The organism is Gabonibacter massiliensis (assembly GCA_001487125.1).
In the GTDB taxonomy this organism is placed as follows: Bacteria; Bacteroidota; Bacteroidia; order Bacteroidales; family Marinifilaceae; genus Gabonibacter; species Gabonibacter massiliensis.
The window spans coordinates 267,723-284,102 of sequence record LN913012.1; the positions used below are offsets into that span (position 1 = coordinate 267,723).

Below are 16,380 nucleotides of genomic sequence, written 5' to 3' on the forward strand. Positions count from 1 at the left end.
GTTTTCATCGTTTCCCGGCATTCAATTTCTTTGTTTACACTTCCAGCATTTCTTTTGCTTTTTCAAGGATTGTCGTGTCGTCTAAAACAACAATTCCACCGTTTGGACCTTGTTCTAAATGAATACCGGCAGAACTACCCTCTTCATAATTATCCCCTCCGAAGTAGTTTCTTACGGTATCGGTACTGATTCCCAATTCATCCGCAATTTTTTGCATGCTACCGTGTGGCAACATATCTTTAATTCTTCTTAATTCGTTGAATGTAATAGTATAAGTCATAACGTAGTAGTTTTAGAATTATTACCTGCAATAAATGTAGAACTTTATTTTGAAAAAAGCAAATAAAATATTCTGTTCTCCGACTCTAATTTGTAGCCGGTCTGAAACATGGATTTGGATAACTCTTTTATTATGAGAGAATATATTTATTGTATTTAGATGCATTATATTTTATGGCGGTTGCCTCGTATCGCCTTTGTTATGGAGAATCAACGCGTACGACCGATATCTTTCTTGTAGACAGCCGGAAGGACGGAGAAGCGAAAGAGTTTTCTTGTAATTAAATAGGTTTTTTATTTTTCAGGAGAGATGCTTTTTATACCTTTGTACACTCGATTATTGAGTATTAAGATGAATAGTCCGGTTGTTAGATGAGACTATTTATGAAAGAAGATCTAAATTATAAATCTATTTTAAAGCATGAGTTTTCAGGATTTAAATATAAGTAAGCAGATATTGATGGCTTTGGAAGAAGCCGGATTCGAGACGCCTACACCTATTCAAAGAGAGGTATTTCCTGTCGTTCGTTCCGGAATGGATGTGATTGGAATAGCACAGACGGGAACAGGGAAGACATTGGCTTACCTGATACCGATATTGATGAAATTGCATTACGCTCAGGATGTTTATCCGCGGGCCTTGGTTGTCGTTCCGACCCGGGAATTGGTGGTTCAAGTATGTGAAAGTGTAGAGCTTTTGGCAGAGTATATGGATATTCGCTGTGTCGGAATATACGGAGGAACTAATATTCGTACGCAACAGGATAAGGTGTATGAAGGCGTGGACTTGCTGGTGGCGACTCCCGGGCGATTTATGGATATTTATTATAATGGTATTATTCGGACCAAATTGATCAAAACGGTTGTTATAGATGAAGCGGACCGGTTGATGGATTTGGGATTTTTACCTCAATTGAAAAGTATTCTGGAGGTTATTCCCGAGAAACACCAAACCTTGTTGTTTTCCGCCACTTTTTCGGAGGCCGTGAATATGCTGGCAAGTGATTTTTTGCGTGATCCGGTAAGAGTGGAGGTCGATCGGCAGGCGACCCCGGTGGAACATATCGAACAGATACGGTATGACGTACCCAATATCATGACGAAGATTAATTTGTTGAAGTCGTTATTAGCTGATAAAGAAAGTTTTAAAAAGGTTATGATATTTACGGAAACCAAAAAGAACGCGGATCGTATCGTGGAGCGATTGGCGGACTATTGGAGAAATGAATTAAGTGTAATTCATTCGAATAAGGCACAGAATACCCGCTTGAAAGCCTTAAACGCTTTTAAAGAGGGAACGACTCGAATCATGGTTGCCTCCGATGTGGCGGCACGCGGTATCGACGTACAGGATATTACGCATGTTATAAATTTTGATATTCCTTCTCTTGCGGAAGAGTATGTACACCGTATCGGGAGAACGGCCCGAGCCGGGAAAACGGGAACGGCTATAAGCTTTGTTTCCGAGAAAGAGGAAGAGCGTTTTGACGATATAGAAAAACTGATCTCGCAAAAAGTGAAATTGGCGGATTTACCTGAAGATTTGGAAGTGTCTCAACTTTTATTGGATGAAGAGCGGATACAGACCAATAATATCGTTTACCAGAGAGGAAAACCGCAAGGGGGAGGGGCTTTTCATACACGGAAGCAAAAGAACAGTTATACGACGGATGACAATCGTAGAAACGTAAAGGCCAAAAGGATGGCACATCGTAAGAAAAGATAGAGATATAAAAAAGATCAAAATTATTTTGATCTTTTTTTTTATTTTCTCAAATTTGCCTGCATGAAAGTAAGAAACGTCATATTGATCAATCAGCTTTTTCTGAATATTAAGAAGCGGGATGCGTTTCTTGTCGTGGCGTGAAGTTATTTCACGGACTTTCCTATGTAAAAGACCGCTGGGTCTGATTATTTGTGAAAAGAATCAAATAAAATAACTTATATTATTTACCAATTTAAATTTTAGGATTATGGAATTGCCATTTTCAGAATCGTATAGAATTAAGATGGTGGAAACCATCCGTAAAAGTACGCGTGAAGAACGCGAACAATGGATTAAAGAGGCGAAGTATAACCTGTTTAACCTGAAGAGCGATTATGTGTTCATCGACTTGTTAACGGATTCCGGAACCGGAGCCATGAGTGATAAGCAATGGTCGGAATTGATGTTGGGTGATGAGAGTTACGCCGGGGCCCGTTCTTACTATAACATGAAGAACGCGATTAAAAATATTTTAGGTTTTGATTATTTCTTGCCTACCCACCAAGGACGTGCTGCCGAAAATGTTCTTTACTCAACCATTATTAAAGAAGGAGATGTACTTCCAGGTAATTCTCATTTCGATACGACAAAAGGACATATTGAATTTCGTAAGGCTTTGGCCATTGATTGTACGATAGACGAAGCTGCCGATACGCAATTGGAAATTCCGTTCAAAGGGAATATGGATCCGGCTAAGCTGGAAGCCGTATTAAAGAAATACCCGAAGGAGAAAATTCCGGCAGTCGTTTTGACGGTCACCAATAACACGGCCGGAGGACAACCGGTTTCTATGGCTAATATACGTGAGGTTTCCGCTATCTGTAAGAAATACGGTGTTAATCTGCAAATTGATTCCGCTCGTTTTGCTGAAAATGCGTACTTTATCAAAACCCGGGAGAAGGGTTATGAGAATAAAACTATCAAGGAGATCGTAAAAGAGATGTTCTCCTATGCCGATATTATGACGATGTCCTCTAAAAAAGACGCTATCGTGAATATGGGCGGATTTGTAGCGTTCAAAAATGAGGAACTATGGAAGAAATGCCAGATGTTCTGTATCATGAACGAAGGGTTTATCACTTACGGAGGTATGTCCGGTCGTGATATGAACGCTTTGGCTCAAGGTTTGGATGAGGGGACTGAGTTCGATTACCTGGAAACCCGTATCAAACAAGTTGAATATCTGGGGGCTAAATTGGATGAATACGGTATTCCGTATCAACGTCCTGCCGGTGGACACGCTATTTTTGTGGATGCCAAAAAGATCCTGACTCATGTTCCGAAAGAAGAATTCATTGCTCAAACTTTAGGTATTGAGCTTTATTTGGAAGCCGGTATCCGCGGTGTAGAGATCGGTTCGATCTTAGCTGACCGTGATCCGGTTACCCGCGAAAATCGTTATCCGAAATTGGAGTTGTTACGTTTGGCTATCCCGCGTAGAACATACACCAACAATCATATGGATGTGATTGCAGCAGCGTTGAAGAATGTATATGACCGGAGAGAATCTATTAATCGCGGTTACGTGATTACCAAAGAGTTCCCGATTATGCGTCACTTTACCGTGGAGTTGGAACCTGCCAAGTAAATTTTGGGGAGTAGAATATGAAAACCGGGTTGGTGTGAGCCAACCCGGTTTTTTCATGTGCGAAAATTGAGTAATTGAATATTAAATGAGTTGTGTCGTAAAGTTTTTCACTTAAAAACTGAACCCACTTTCAAAAATATTAGATTGACTGTAAGGTAGCAGTATACCGGAGAAAGTCAATTGTCTTCCGTTCGTGTTGCCGGTTACCGTTGCCGTCGCGTAGTTACTTCCGTACGAGAGTTGTACCGTAACTTGTGCAAAAATAGCAGCACCCATGACATTGAACGTGTAAGTAACATTCCCTTTCTTGTCTATTCTTTGATGTATACTGGATGGCCAACCGGTAACCGTGATCCCTCCGAGTCCGTTAGGACCGGGATTGAAGCCGTTGAAGGCTAATTGTAAGGAAACCCGATTACGATCCATCGCGATAAAGTTCGTGTTGTTCGTTACGGACATCGGCATGCCGTAATTATTATACAAGGTATTTGCCTGTAATGCCCAACTATTGTTCTTTAACGCTTGTAGTGCATTTTGGTAAGCGATTTCGTTTTGTAACTGGCGAACCATTTTATTATGTGCCCTCATCGCTTGTCTGTGTGCTTTTCTCTCCGCTTTTATCTCTTGTTTTGTTTTGGTTTGTGCTTGAAGACTGAAATCGTAAAACAAGAATGTAGCCATTGCCAATAAAAAAAGTAATCTTTTCATAGCGTCTCTTTTTTATTTTTTTATGTAGTTTAGTTTAACGAATTTATCCCATTCGATACTCCTCTTGTGATGCTAGTCTCTATCCATAAGGAGTAGAATATTGAAATTCTATGGCATATACGTGAGGGATGGAAAGAGGGTTAGCCTTCTTTCTTTAAAAAAGATTAATTTTCTCCTTTTCCGTTAGAATAAATTAGAAAACTTTGAATAAAAACAGATGTGGTATAAGAGATAAGTTGAAGTGTATTGTTTTGATATATAGTGATATAGTTGTATGATAGATCTTTTGTAAAGACAATCTTTCCTGTTTGTTTCGTTTTTCAAACCGGTGATATTTGTATACTTTTGTAAGCGTTCGAAAACGGAAGTGTATACATGAAATGGAAATATTATGAGCTATTTATTTTTAGAATACCCCAAATGCAGTACTTGCCGGAATGCCAGAAAGTGGTTGGATCAACATCGTGTTTTATATGAGGACAGAGATATCGTTGTGAATAAGCCGACATTTAATGAGTTAAAAGAGTGGGTAATCCGGAGCGGATTGCCTGTCAGGAGTTTTTTTAATACAAGCGGGCAATTATACCGGGCACTTCAATTGAAAGATAAGTTACCCGTGTTGAGTGAAGAGGAGCAGTTGAAGCTCTTGGCTTCTGACGGAAAACTGGTAAAACGTCCTTTGCTGATAGGAAAAGACCGGGTGTGGGTAGGTTTTCATGTGGAGGATTGGGAAAATATAGGCTGACATGGTCGTACAAATAGAATTTGCACTTCGGGAAAAACCGAGAGGTGTTCATGTGATAACGGATGAAGTTATCTGCCATTTACCTCTTTTGCCGGAAACGGGTATATTGAATTTGTTTATAAAACATACTTCTGCGGCTCTGACGTTGAATGAGAATGCAGATCCCGAAGTCCGGGGGGATCTCGAACGTATTTTTAATCGTTTGGTAAAAGAACGGGAACCCTATTACCGCCATGTGTTGGAGGGGGATGACGATATGCCGGCTCATGCTAAAGCAGTCATTGCCGGGGTAACGCTTACGATCCCGATCTCGGGCGGAAAATTGAATCTGGGTACCTGGCAGGGAATATACCTTTGCGAGTTTAGGGAACAGGGGGGAGCACGTCGGCTTGTGGCAACCGTAATTGCTTAGAGATCGTATCTTGGGAAATAAAAAACAGTAGATTGAAAACTTACATTTACTTCAATCTGCTGTTTCGATTTTGCTATTATTCCTTTTTTGGGTGTATTATTTTTAGTTATAGCGTAAGACGGAATCTCACCATTTTGATCCAATGTAAAAATCTGTACTTTTGATGTGGTGCGGGAGTGCACGAATGAATGGATTTATTTTTTACGGATCCCTTTGATTATGTAATATAAAGCGTAAATGACAGCGAAAAAGAATCCGGCAATTATTAACATGGTGACTATGTCTGCGGCATATCCGCCTAATTTATACGCTAAGCTGTCTTCCATCAAGAGGGATTTGAATTACGGAACAAATGTATCTAAATAAACAATAAGAAGCAAATTGAAAACAGCATTCCGTATTCAATAGGCAGAAATACAATTTACAATGGTTAGGTCAAGTACCAGCCGGCAAAATGTAGAAGTGTCGAAAAAAGGGCTGTCCATTATTATCGAGACAGCCCTTGGTGGTCGTTTCGAGAACTATTCCCGTGTGTTGTGTTAAATGAACTTGTAACAAATATAGACAAATTAATTATAAACGAACTATTCTATTTACTTCTCCAAAAATTGTTTGGGGTGCTGCTTGGAATGGAATTAGCTTGTTATTAGGTGATTATTGTATGGGCGATCAATGTAAGTATGAGAATAATAACTACAAATAAGATACGAAAGAACTACAATTGCAGTACATAAAATAAGTTTTGAGAGATTATTTTCGTAAATACTCACAGAAACGAAAAAGTCAAAAAGGAGTGAATTGATATACCTAATTACTTTAAACCGGTAAATAGCTAATTAAATTGGGCAAATAGTGTTTTGGGGAAAAATGTTGAGGGGGAACTTTTTTCACGTGAATACTTGTTTATCGACGATTCGAACGAGTTTTTTCCGTTTTTCCGGATGAATATTCTGACCCGTTTGTTTTTCCGTTGAAAATATGAATTTCTCCCCGGGTTGAGGAATACACGTCTGACCATCGGAGTCCGGTCATGCAGTTGGGAAAAACATCCTTTTGAGCATTTTGTTTTGCATTCAGTTTTGGCAGATAACTTTACTTCATCGAAGGTTAAATATTCCCGTTGGTTCTTTTTTTTCAAATATTGTACGCCAAAGCGGGATCCCCGGGTAAGACGTGATCTTTGCCAATAGCTTCGGGAATAACGGTTCTAAATTTTTATAAATAAGGAGTTTTCGTGTTCTGAGACAGGAGATTGCCAAATTTAGTTTTTGTATTCGTGTCAAGAATAACGAAATTGTAATAAACAAGAGAATAAATACACCTTAAATTGCAATATAGAAGGAGTTCAAATACCCGCTATTTTTAGCGGCATGGAATCTATATTTTTCTTATATTTGTATTTAGAGAATATAAATATTTTGAACTGTAAATGATTGATAATAAAAAGCTAATAGAGAGTCATCCTTTAGAACCCTTTTTTCCGGAGGGGGCGAGATTGTTGATGTTGGGGAGTTTTCCCCCGCCCCGGTCCCGTTGGTCCATGGACTTTTACTACCCGAATTTTCAGAATGATATGTGGAGGATTCTGGGGATTGTCTTTTTTCAGGATAAAAACTATTTTCTGACGGAGGATGGAAAACATTTTTACGAGGAGAAGATACGGGCATTTTTGATTGAAAAGGGGATAGCCTTAAGCGATACGGCCACCAAAATTATCCGCCATAAAGATAATGCTTCGGATAAGTTTTTAGAAGTGGTGGAGTCTTTGGACTTGCAAGTCGTTTTACAACGACTTGCTGCATGTAAAGCGATTGTAACCACAGGACAAAAGGCGACGGATACGCTGATCGCGTTAACTGGAACGGAGCAGCCGCCGGTAGGAGGATTTTCTGAATTTTGTTTTCAGGGGCGGGTGATAAGATTGTATCGGATGCCTTCCTCTTCGAGGGCCTATCCCAAACCGGTGGAGGAGAAAGCCTTGTATTACCGGAAAATGATGGAGGAGATCGGATTGTTGAAAAAAGAAAACGAATAGGGGATATGGTTATAAAAAGTTTTATAGATAACGACTTGTATAAATTCACGACGATGAATGCTATTCAAAAGAAGTTTCCGGATGCGGAAGTGGTTTATCGTTTCGTGAATCGGGGAAAAACCTCATTTCCGCCGGGATTCGCAACTGTTTTGCGGGAAGAGGTCGATCGAATGGAAAGTTTGGTGTTGACGGAAGAGGACGAACGTTTTATGCGTGCAAAGTGTTATTATTTTGATTCCGTATTTTTTGATTTGTTAAAAGGTTTTCGGTTTGATCCTAAGGAGGTTGAAATTTCACAGGAGGGGGGAGAGTTAAACGTGGAAATTCGCGGGTTGTGGTATCGTACGGTACTTTGGGAGGTTCCTTTAATGGCTATTATCTCTGAATTGTACTTTAAAATGATGGGATTAGAGGCTCGGGATGAGGAGAAAAATGCCGTCTGTAAAGCTAAAGAGTTTGTGCGCTTAAAAGCAGAGATTTCGGAATTTGGAACCCGGAGGCGTTACTCTTACGAAGTGCAGGATCGGGTGGTCGGTATATTGAAAGAGCATATGGGACGTTTTCTTAACGGAAGCAGTAACGTGTATCTTGCCATGAAGTATGATTTGACTCCTATGGGAACACATCCGCACGAGTGGTTTATGTATCATGGGGCTCACTACGGCTATCGTTCGGCCAACGAGATCGCTATGGCTAACTGGGTGGATGTATATGACGGGTACTTGGGAATAGCACTTGCGGATACTTATACGTCGGCAGATTTTTTTCGAAATTTCAATACCAAATACGCCAAATTGTTTGACGGTCTGCGATGGGATAGCGGTGATCCGTATGAGTTTACGGAGAGAGCGTTGAAACATTACCGGGAGCATCGGATTGATCCGACGACCAAAACAATTGTTTATAGCGATGCCTTGGATCTGGAAGGGGTAAAGAAGATCAAAGCGTTTGTAAACGGCCGGATTCATGATGTATACGGGATCGGTACTTATTTGACGAATGACGTGGGTGTAAAACCTTTAAACATGGTGATAAAATTGTTTGAGTGCAGGCCCAAAGGAGGGGCGGATTTTTTGCCAGTGGTAAAGCTTTCCGATGTGGAGGGTAAACATACCGGAGATCCTCGGGAGATTGATTTGTGTTTGGGTATATTGCGATTATGAAGATATAGAATAACAGAAGGGAAAAATATGTTGGTGACTTATGAAGATATAAGAAAAGACGAGGGAATAAAAAGTTATATAGCTCAAGCGGATAACGTGTTGATAACGTTGGGCTATACGGAACATTCGTTTCCTCATGTGGTGAAAGCGGCCAATACGGCGGAGATGATATTACGGACTTTGGGTTATCCGGAGAGGATAGCCGAATTGGCCAAAATAGCCGGATATATGCATGATATCGGCAACATTGTGAATCGGGTGGATCATGCCCAGAGCGGAGCAGTAATGGCTTTTCGATTGTTAGATAGAATGGGGATGGAAGCGGATGAGATTGCCCAGGTGATAAGTGCTATCGGCAATCATGATGAAAGTACGGCCGCTCCGGTAAATCCGATTGCAGCGGCATTGATTTTGGGAGATAAGACGGATGTGAGGCGTAGTCGTGTCCGGAACCGGGATTTCGCTAATTTTGATATTCACGATCGGGTAAATTATGCCGTAGAAGAATCCGAAATCTATTTTAACGAAGATAGAAGTGCTGTTATTCTCGATTTGACAATTGATACCAAAATTTCTGCCGTTATGGATTATTTTGAGATCTTTTTGGGCAGAATGTTGTTGAGCAGAAAAGCGGCAGAGTTTTTGAATATTCGTTTTGAACTGGTCATAAACGGTCAGCGATTGCTATAGGAGTGGATTTAATTTGCGGTTATGGGAAAAAATATTTTAGTGTTGGAAGGAAGTCCCAGGATGGATGGGAATAGCGATATGTTAGCGGAAGCTTTTGCCGAGGGAGCCGGAGGCCAGGGACACGAGGTCAGCATTATAAAGGTTTCCTGTTACCGGGTAAACGGCTGTTTTGCCTGCAGTATGTGTTGGAATATGGGAAAACCTTGCGTACAATCGGATGACATGGAAAAAATATATCCGGAGATAGAACAGGCTGATGCCGTTGTTTGGGTGTCTCCTCTCTATTTCTTTACCTGGTCAACCCAATTGAAAGCCATTATAGATCGTTTGTATCCTTATTATCTCGATCGTTCTCCTGTTAAGTTGAAGGGAAAAGAGAGTGCTTTGATATTGGCGGCTGCTACCGATCAGATGGCGGAATTGAAAGGTATTCAGGAAACTTACCGGATTATGACGGAGTACCTGGGGTGGAAGAATCGGGGAGAGATGTATGCCTGTGACGTTTGGGAAAAAGGTGAGGTCCGACATACGGATTATTTGGAAAGGGCCCGGAGTTTCGGTGCGAGTTTTTAAATTTAGAAGACAATAGATGCGTGAATACCGGGGTAGTTGTCCAGGACGGCGGGAGTGATGCTAATGGCCGTTCTGCCGAAAGGTTTGGTGAAGATATAGGTACTGCCTACACCTATGGCCGTTCCTGCTAGTACATCCCACCAATCGTGTTTTTTCCCGTATACACGACTCCAGGCCACGTAGGTAGAGAGTAGATAGGCGGGTATCCCGAATTTCCATCCGTAACGCCGTTGCAGGAAAGAGGCTCCCGTGAAAGAGATGGAGCTATGGGCGGACGGAAAGGAGTGATCGTCGCTTTTATCGGGACGTTCCTTGCTGATACTGTATTTAAGAATATAGGTCAATCCGACAGCCGTGGCACCCGAAAGTACTAATTGTTTGGTTCCCTCGTAATCTTTCTTGAATAGGGTCATGGTAAAGGCCGTTACGGGAGCGACGAAGAAAAGGGCGTCTCCCGTTGTACGGATAGCTTTGCGCTGGGCTTGTAGGGGGTGTATAAAAAAGAGTCCCAATAGGGTTATCGATATGAAAAGATAGCGCATCATTTTTATTGAAATAAAGTGATTAATCGAGGGATGAAAACAAGTAATCCGATAATAGCGGCGACGATAGCGGTAAATAATACGCCTCCGGCGGCTACATCTTTGGATTTACGGATTAGTTCGTTATAGTCAGGCGATACCAGATCTGCTAAATATTCGATAGCCGAATTAAAAGCTTCCGCGGAGAAAACCAATCCGATGGCGAAAATGATTGCGATCCATTCGTTATTTGAAATATCAAGTAAGAATCCGGCAATAGAGACACATACCGCTGCAAAGAGGTGAATACGGGCGTTATGTTCATGGGTAATTAGTATTTTAATTCCTTGAAAGGCGTATTTGAAACTGCGTATTCTGGCTTTTATTGAAAATTTGCGGTCATTCATCTTTCTGATAATTAAAAAGTCGGGACAAACATACGAAAAAATGAGAAATGATACGGGAATTTTTTTGATTTATCGTTTTTATGTTTGAAAATTTGTACTACATTTGCAGCCGTAATTGCCAATTTAGCTCAGCTGGTAGAGCAACGCATTCGTAATGCGTAGGTCTGGGGTTCGAGTCCCCAAATTGGCTCGGAAGGATCGGAATATTTTATTCCGATCCTTATTTTTTTGTTCTGAGAGAAATCTAATTCTCCATGGAGGGATAAAATGTACGGTTAGATTGTTTAATAAGAGATGGATATGTAACAATTAAACATTACTTTTGTCTAAATTCAAATGGGGAAATGATGGAAAAGACGGTGTATTTTTTAGGTTCAGGATTTTCGAAAGAAGCGGGAGGGTTGGTTCAGAATGAGATAATCCGGACGATTTTGGACGAGAAGTTTACCGGTGATAATAAAAAGTTGATCCGGGCGAGAGATCATTTTATCGACTTTTTGAAAGAGGAGTTGCATATATACGAGGATCATTATTGTAATGTAGCTCTTGAGGATGTATTTACCCCCATAGATCGTTGCATTTGGGATGGACTTTCTATCGGTCGTTACAGTGCAAGGGGTTTGGTCGAATTGAGGGAGGAGTTTCATGCCCTGATGGCAGCGGCGGTGAATTATAGTTTTAAAAAGAATAGAAGTTGCAGGGATTACGTGGATCAATTTGCCGAGTATATTAACGGGATGGCCAAGAAAAGGATGGAGGACGGGGAGGATCGGGTCGCATTGATTACCACGAATTGGGACGTCCTTTTCGATCATGCTTTGAAGCGGGCCATTGATAACGGGCATCCGGAAAAATTGAGTGTTGTGGACTATTGTTGTTACGTGAGTTCCTGGGAAGCCAATGACGATACGGTGAAGCCCGGTTTGCTGGCGATTGGTTACGGCGGTTACAATATCAAGTATTTGAAATTGCACGGTTCGATGAATTGGTTTCATTGTCCCATGTGTCAACGGATGTACGTGAGATTCGGGGAGGAGATAGAGATGATGGAAGCGGCTTATTGCCGTCATTGTCGCAAGAATTACGGGATGGGGGAGATCAGTTCGATTAAATTAAGGAGTAATTTATTATTGCCTACTTACCTGAAGAATTTGAGTAACATACAGATTAAGTTGGTATGGCAGAATGCAGCCATCGAACTTTCTGAAGCGACAAGAATTGTTTTTATCGGTTACTCTCTTCCCTCTGCCGATTTTGAGATCCGTCAGCTTTTGGCTCGTATGATTCGTCCGGATGCAAAAATCGAGGTCGTCATATACCCGTATGGAAATAGGGTGAAGGCCGAAGTCGACCGTTATAAAAATTTCTTCGGTAGCCGGATAGCAGGTCGGGATATTATTTTGAAGAGCGTGCCCGATTATGTAACGGGTTTAAGAAACGAAATGAAATAGTACTATATCTACTTGATAATAGAGATAGTATGTCTGTATTATGATGCGAGAATGACATAGATACGAGTGCGGGTAGGCTCTTGGCTGTCGTACCGGATTTGGCACATAAGTTGAATTATCTTTTCATGCATTTGAGCTCGAGGTAAAACCCCATTCAGAAGAATATGAATGTTTGACTTAATAATGGGAGGATAGGGTTATGATGCCTATTAGAAGATCTCAAAATGGGTTATCGGGTATTGTTTGCTTCCCTCTTTTTGATCGTGAATGGGAGCAGCTACAAACAGGGTGTAATAGCGTCTGATTCGAAAGTTTATTTTAAGATAGCCTCTTTTTTTCGCGTGACTTTTTCTCCCTGTTTGGCGAAAAGATAAAGAATAAGCAGTAAAACGATAAGTCCTGCTAAAAAGTATTGCCATCCCCATTTGTCTAATACGATACCCGTGGCCGATCCCCAGAAACTGGAACCGAGGTAGTAGGCTAAAAGGTAAATGGAGATCGTGACGGAACGTTTCATCACGTTGTATTCGCTGACGATACGGTTGCAGATGACGTGTATGACGAAAAAATCGAAGGTAAGGATGGCTAATCCTAACGTGACAATCCAAAAATCAGTGATATACATTAACCCGATGCCGGGAATGGAGATGAGAATGGTCGTTTTCAACACCTGTACGGGATTGAAATAGTAAGTTAGTTTTGCCGTGGCGACGGAACCGAAAATACCGAACAAATACATCAGATAGATGTAATGGATCAGGTTGGGAGAAAAGTTAAAAGGTTCTTTTACCAAATAAAATCCCAGGTAGTTATATAAACTTACGAATATGCCTAACATGAGGGAACCGATGATATAGAACGGAACCAACTCTTTGACCGTGATAAATTTTATATTTTCCGTGATCAAAGATTTGAAATTCTCTTTTTTAGGTATAAAATTGGTCGACATAGGACTGAAAAAGAGAAATAACAGAGCGAAAAATGCACATAGTATTCCGATGGATACGGAGGCTATTCTCCAGGAGTATTCTTCACTGATATAAGAAGAGATGACCCGTCCCGCCATACCTCCTAAAGCATTCCCGGCAATATATAATCCGGTGATTTTTCCCTTGTTTTGCGGTAAGACTTCTTCCGAAATATAGGCTAAGGAGACGGAAGTGGCTCCGGAAAGCAGGAAACCTTTAGCGGCACTTAACAGTACAAGGAAAATAAAGGATGTTGAAAAGGATGAAATGACGGAAAAAATGGAAGAAGAGAGCAAAGCCCAACTGATTAATTGTTTTCTTGGAATACGATCAGCGATAAACATGGCGGTAAATAACCCTATAACCATACCTAACGTGGAGAAAGATATGGTCAGACTGCTATGGCTGGCGGTTAAGGAAAACTCTTTGGCCAGATCGGGAAGAAGCGGTTGAAAATAATAGAGTTGGGCGAAGCAGGAAAATCCCGATAGGAATACACATACTGAAATAACAATGTCTTTTGTCATTTTTTGTTGCAGATAATCTTTGGATTTCATGTACATGTCAGTTTGATCAAAACGCGGGTACAAATATACGTAGTTTCTCTGCTCGATGTCCCTTTTCCGGTGCCTTTTTCCGCTTGAAAAATTGATCGGGTAAAAGTCTGCTATAAAGCTGGTTTTTATTACTTTTGTGTTGTTCGGTTCCGAGGAAAGTAAATGTTTGTAAGAATTTAATATTTAGGTTAAAATGATGAATGTATTATTATTGGCAATTACGGATTTTTCGCTCCCTCTGGAAGACCCTGTTCTGAAGTTCTTGTTGATTTTGATTATTATTCTGGCGGCACCGCTGCTGTTGAACAAATTGAGAATACCTCATCTCTTGGGGTTAATTATCGCGGGGGCGATTATCGGTCCGAACGGTTTTAATTTGGTTCTGCGGGATAGCAGCATTATTCTTTCCGGTACGGCGGGACTACTCTATATTATGTTTTTAGCGGGTTTGGAGATTGACTTGGAAGATTTTAAAAAGAATAGCGGGAAAAGTTTGATTTTCGGAATGTATACTTTTCTTATTCCGATGGTCTTGGGAACCGTTGTCGGTCTTTACGTGTTGAATTTTTCCTGGCTGACTTCCATTTTATTGGCCAGTATGTTTGCTTCGCATACGTTAATAGCCTATCCTATTATCAGTAAATTAGGTGTCAGCAAGAATCTGGCAGTTAATCTGACCGTGGGTGGGACCATGATCACGGATACTTTGGCTTTACTTGTATTGACGGTCGTCGTCGGAATGTCGACGGGTAGTGTGGACGATATGTTCTGGTATCGTTTGGCGATAGCCGTGATGGTGTTCGGTTTGTTCGTCATGTTGGTGTTTCCATGGATCGGACGTTGGTTTTTTAAGCGCTGTGAGGATAGCGTGTCCCAGTATATTTTTGTATTGGTCATGGTATTTTTGGGAGCCTTTTTGGCGGAGGTAGCGGGCATCGAGTCTATTATAGGTGCTTTCTTGGCCGGAATGGCATTGAACCGTTTGATTCCCAGAACCTCTCCATTGATGAATCGGGTCGTATTTGTCGGTAATGCTATTTTCATTCCCTTTTTCCTGATCGGAGTCGGGATGTTGATTAATTATCGTGCTTTTTTTAATAGTTGGGAAACGATAGAGGTCGGTGTCGTGATGATAGTCGTGGCTACTGTCGCTAAATATGCGGCGGCATGGCTTACTCAGAAAACATTTCAAATGTCGGTAGACCAACGACGGGTTATTTTCGGCTTGAGTAATGCACAGGCGGCGGCAACCCTGGCGGCGGTGATGGTCGGGTATAATGTGATATTGGGGCATACCGATACGGGAGAACCGGTACGATTGTTAAATGAAAGCGTACTGAACGGTACGATTTTAATGATATTGGTAACCTGTACGATGGCCTCTTTTTCTGCTCAGAAAGGAGCTCAGAATCTGGCTTTGGCCGATATGTCCGATACGGATTCGGATAATAGCGTTGAGGTTGAACGAATATTGATTCCGGTAAGCTATGAACATAACGTGGATGAATTGGTTAATTTGAGTACGGTCATAAAATCAAAAAAGAATAAAAGCGGTTTGTATGCTTTGAATGTAGTGGATAGTCGGGAAACAGACGAAAAGGTACTTAAGCGGGCGAAGAAGATTTTGAATCAAGCCGTTGTGACGGCTTCTGCGGCAGATAATCATGTACAGGATTTGATTCGTTATGACTTGAGTATTGTAAATGCCATCATCGGGGTGATTAAGGAGAGGAACATCACCGACCTGGTACTTGGATTGCATAAAGAGAAGGGTATTTCGACTTCGTTTTTAGGTAAAATAACGGAAGGTTTATTGAGTCAAAGTCATACCACGACCTTGATTTATAAACCGGCTCAACCTTTGGCAACCATAAAACGGCATTTGGTTGTCGTCCCGGATAAAGCGGAAAAAGAGGTCGGTTTTACTTTATGGGTGGCAAAGATCTGGCAGGTGGCCAACAATACGGGAGCTAAGATCGTATTTTACGCTTCCGGACAGACCTTGTCGGCATTGAAGGAGATTTATGCCAAACGTCCTATTGCGGCCGAATTCGTAGAATTCGGAGATTGGGAAGATTTTTTAATTGTGTTCCGGGATATCCGTAAGGATGATGATTTATGGATCGTGTTAAGTCGCAGGGAAGGGCCTTCTTATCATGCTAATATGGGGCGTGTTCCGGGATACCTGAATAAATATTTCCAGGAAAACAGTTTTGTACTTATCTATCCTTCGCAAGCAATGGAGATCTCTCATAACCGATATTTTATTTGATACCACTCTTTTTTCGAAATCTCATCGTGAGGCGCCCTCGTGACGGATGATAGTGAATATTGGTCGCAGGAATGATGCGTATGAAGAAACTTTTTTCAGACCGTTTCGTTATACCTTATGGCTGTCGTAATGATATGGAGCTGTAGAAAAAGAGGATCAAAACAGTATTACGACAGGCAAAAGAGGAGCTGTTTGTATTTTTCAGACAGCTTTATCTTTCGTCGGACAGAAAATTAATAAACTATA

At 41.1% G+C, this 16,380-nt stretch carries 15 protein-coding genes and 1 tRNA gene; 11 read left to right on the top strand and 5 right to left on the bottom strand.

The window, feature by feature from the left end; genetic code table 11:
• Window positions 1-34 precede the first annotated feature (34 nt).
• Window positions 35-280 carry a DNA-binding protein gene (locus BN3283_RS03445; RefSeq protein WP_041502111.1) on the bottom strand — a complete coding sequence of 82 codons (246 nt, stop codon included), beginning with the start codon at window positions 278-280 and terminating at the stop codon, window positions 35-37.
• Window positions 281-700: 420 nt separating this feature from the next.
• Here BN3283_RS03445 and BN3283_RS03450 point away from each other — a divergent pair, with 420 nt between their 5' ends.
• Window positions 701-2,005 (top strand): DEAD/DEAH box helicase, encoded by a 1,305-nt coding sequence (locus BN3283_RS03450; RefSeq protein ID WP_041502110.1) that lies wholly within the window; start codon window positions 701-703, stop codon window positions 2,003-2,005.
• A 247-nt stretch (window positions 2,006-2,252) separates the two neighbouring features.
• The gene (tnaA, locus tag BN3283_RS03455) at window positions 2,253-3,632 is read left to right on the top strand and encodes a tryptophanase TnaA (protein WP_041502109.1); all 1,380 of its coding nucleotides are present in this window, start codon (window positions 2,253-2,255) and stop codon (window positions 3,630-3,632) included.
• Between the two features lie 111 nt (window positions 3,633-3,743).
• Here tnaA and BN3283_RS03460 read toward each other — a convergent pair whose 3' ends face one another.
• Complete coding sequence (locus BN3283_RS03460) at window positions 3,744-4,340, bottom strand: DUF4251 domain-containing protein (protein WP_041502108.1); 597 nt, start codon at window positions 4,338-4,340, stop codon at window positions 3,744-3,746.
• A gap of 391 nt (window positions 4,341-4,731) precedes the next feature.
• Between BN3283_RS03460 and BN3283_RS03465 the strand changes: the two genes are divergently transcribed.
• From BN3283_RS03465 to BN3283_RS03490, 6 genes are all read left to right on the top strand, one after another.
• Complete coding sequence (locus tag BN3283_RS03465; protein ID WP_059025649.1) at window positions 4,732-5,085, top strand: arsenate reductase family protein; 354 nt, start codon at window positions 4,732-4,734, stop codon at window positions 5,083-5,085.
• 1 nt (window position 5,086) lies between these two features.
• Window positions 5,087-5,497, top strand: a complete 411-nt coding sequence (locus tag BN3283_RS03470; protein WP_059025650.1) for a secondary thiamine-phosphate synthase enzyme YjbQ — start codon at window positions 5,087-5,089, stop codon at window positions 5,495-5,497.
• Between the two features lie 1,429 nt (window positions 5,498-6,926).
• Window positions 6,927-7,532, top strand: coding sequence for a uracil-DNA glycosylase family protein (locus tag BN3283_RS03475; RefSeq protein WP_059025651.1), 606 nt, complete (start codon window positions 6,927-6,929; stop codon window positions 7,530-7,532).
• Between the two features lie 5 nt (window positions 7,533-7,537).
• On the top strand, window positions 7,538-8,695 hold the full coding sequence (pncB, locus tag BN3283_RS03480; RefSeq protein ID WP_059025652.1) for a nicotinate phosphoribosyltransferase: 1,158 nt from the start codon (window positions 7,538-7,540) through the stop codon (window positions 8,693-8,695).
• A 27-nt stretch (window positions 8,696-8,722) separates the two neighbouring features.
• Window positions 8,723-9,385, top strand: coding sequence for an HD domain-containing protein (locus tag BN3283_RS03485; protein WP_059025653.1), 663 nt, complete (start codon window positions 8,723-8,725; stop codon window positions 9,383-9,385).
• Window positions 9,386-9,406: 21 nt separating this feature from the next.
• Window positions 9,407-9,958, top strand: coding sequence for a flavodoxin family protein (locus BN3283_RS03490; protein ID WP_059025654.1), 552 nt, complete (start codon window positions 9,407-9,409; stop codon window positions 9,956-9,958).
• A gap of 2 nt (window positions 9,959-9,960) precedes the next feature.
• On the opposite strand, the gene BN3283_RS03495 is transcribed toward BN3283_RS03490, so the two are convergent.
• Window positions 9,961-10,500, bottom strand: a complete 540-nt coding sequence (locus BN3283_RS03495) for a phosphatase PAP2 family protein (RefSeq protein ID WP_059025655.1) — start codon at window positions 10,498-10,500, stop codon at window positions 9,961-9,963.
• A gap of 5 nt (window positions 10,501-10,505) precedes the next feature.
• Window positions 10,506-10,886 carry a diacylglycerol kinase family protein gene (locus BN3283_RS03500; protein WP_059025656.1) on the bottom strand — a complete coding sequence of 127 codons (381 nt, stop codon included), beginning with the start codon at window positions 10,884-10,886 and terminating at the stop codon, window positions 10,506-10,508.
• Window positions 10,887-11,003: 117 nt separating this feature from the next.
• Here BN3283_RS03500 and BN3283_RS03505 point away from each other — a divergent pair.
• Together BN3283_RS03505 and BN3283_RS03510 are read left to right on the top strand one after the other, a co-directional pair.
• Window positions 11,004-11,076, top strand: a tRNA-Thr gene (locus tag BN3283_RS03505).
• A gap of 154 nt (window positions 11,077-11,230) precedes the next feature.
• On the top strand, window positions 11,231-12,337 hold the full coding sequence (locus BN3283_RS03510) for an SIR2 family protein (RefSeq protein WP_286137491.1): 1,107 nt from the start codon (window positions 11,231-11,233) through the stop codon (window positions 12,335-12,337).
• Window positions 12,338-12,650: 313 nt separating this feature from the next.
• Here BN3283_RS03510 and BN3283_RS03515 read toward each other — a convergent pair whose 3' ends face one another.
• Window positions 12,651-13,862, bottom strand: a complete 1,212-nt coding sequence (locus BN3283_RS03515) for an MFS transporter (protein ID WP_147625532.1) — start codon at window positions 13,860-13,862, stop codon at window positions 12,651-12,653.
• A 193-nt stretch (window positions 13,863-14,055) separates the two neighbouring features.
• Between BN3283_RS03515 and BN3283_RS03520 the strand changes: the two genes are divergently transcribed.
• Window positions 14,056-16,134, top strand: a complete 2,079-nt coding sequence (locus tag BN3283_RS03520) for a cation:proton antiporter (RefSeq protein WP_059025659.1) — start codon at window positions 14,056-14,058, stop codon at window positions 16,132-16,134.
• The last annotated feature ends 246 nt before the right edge of the window (window positions 16,135-16,380 follow it).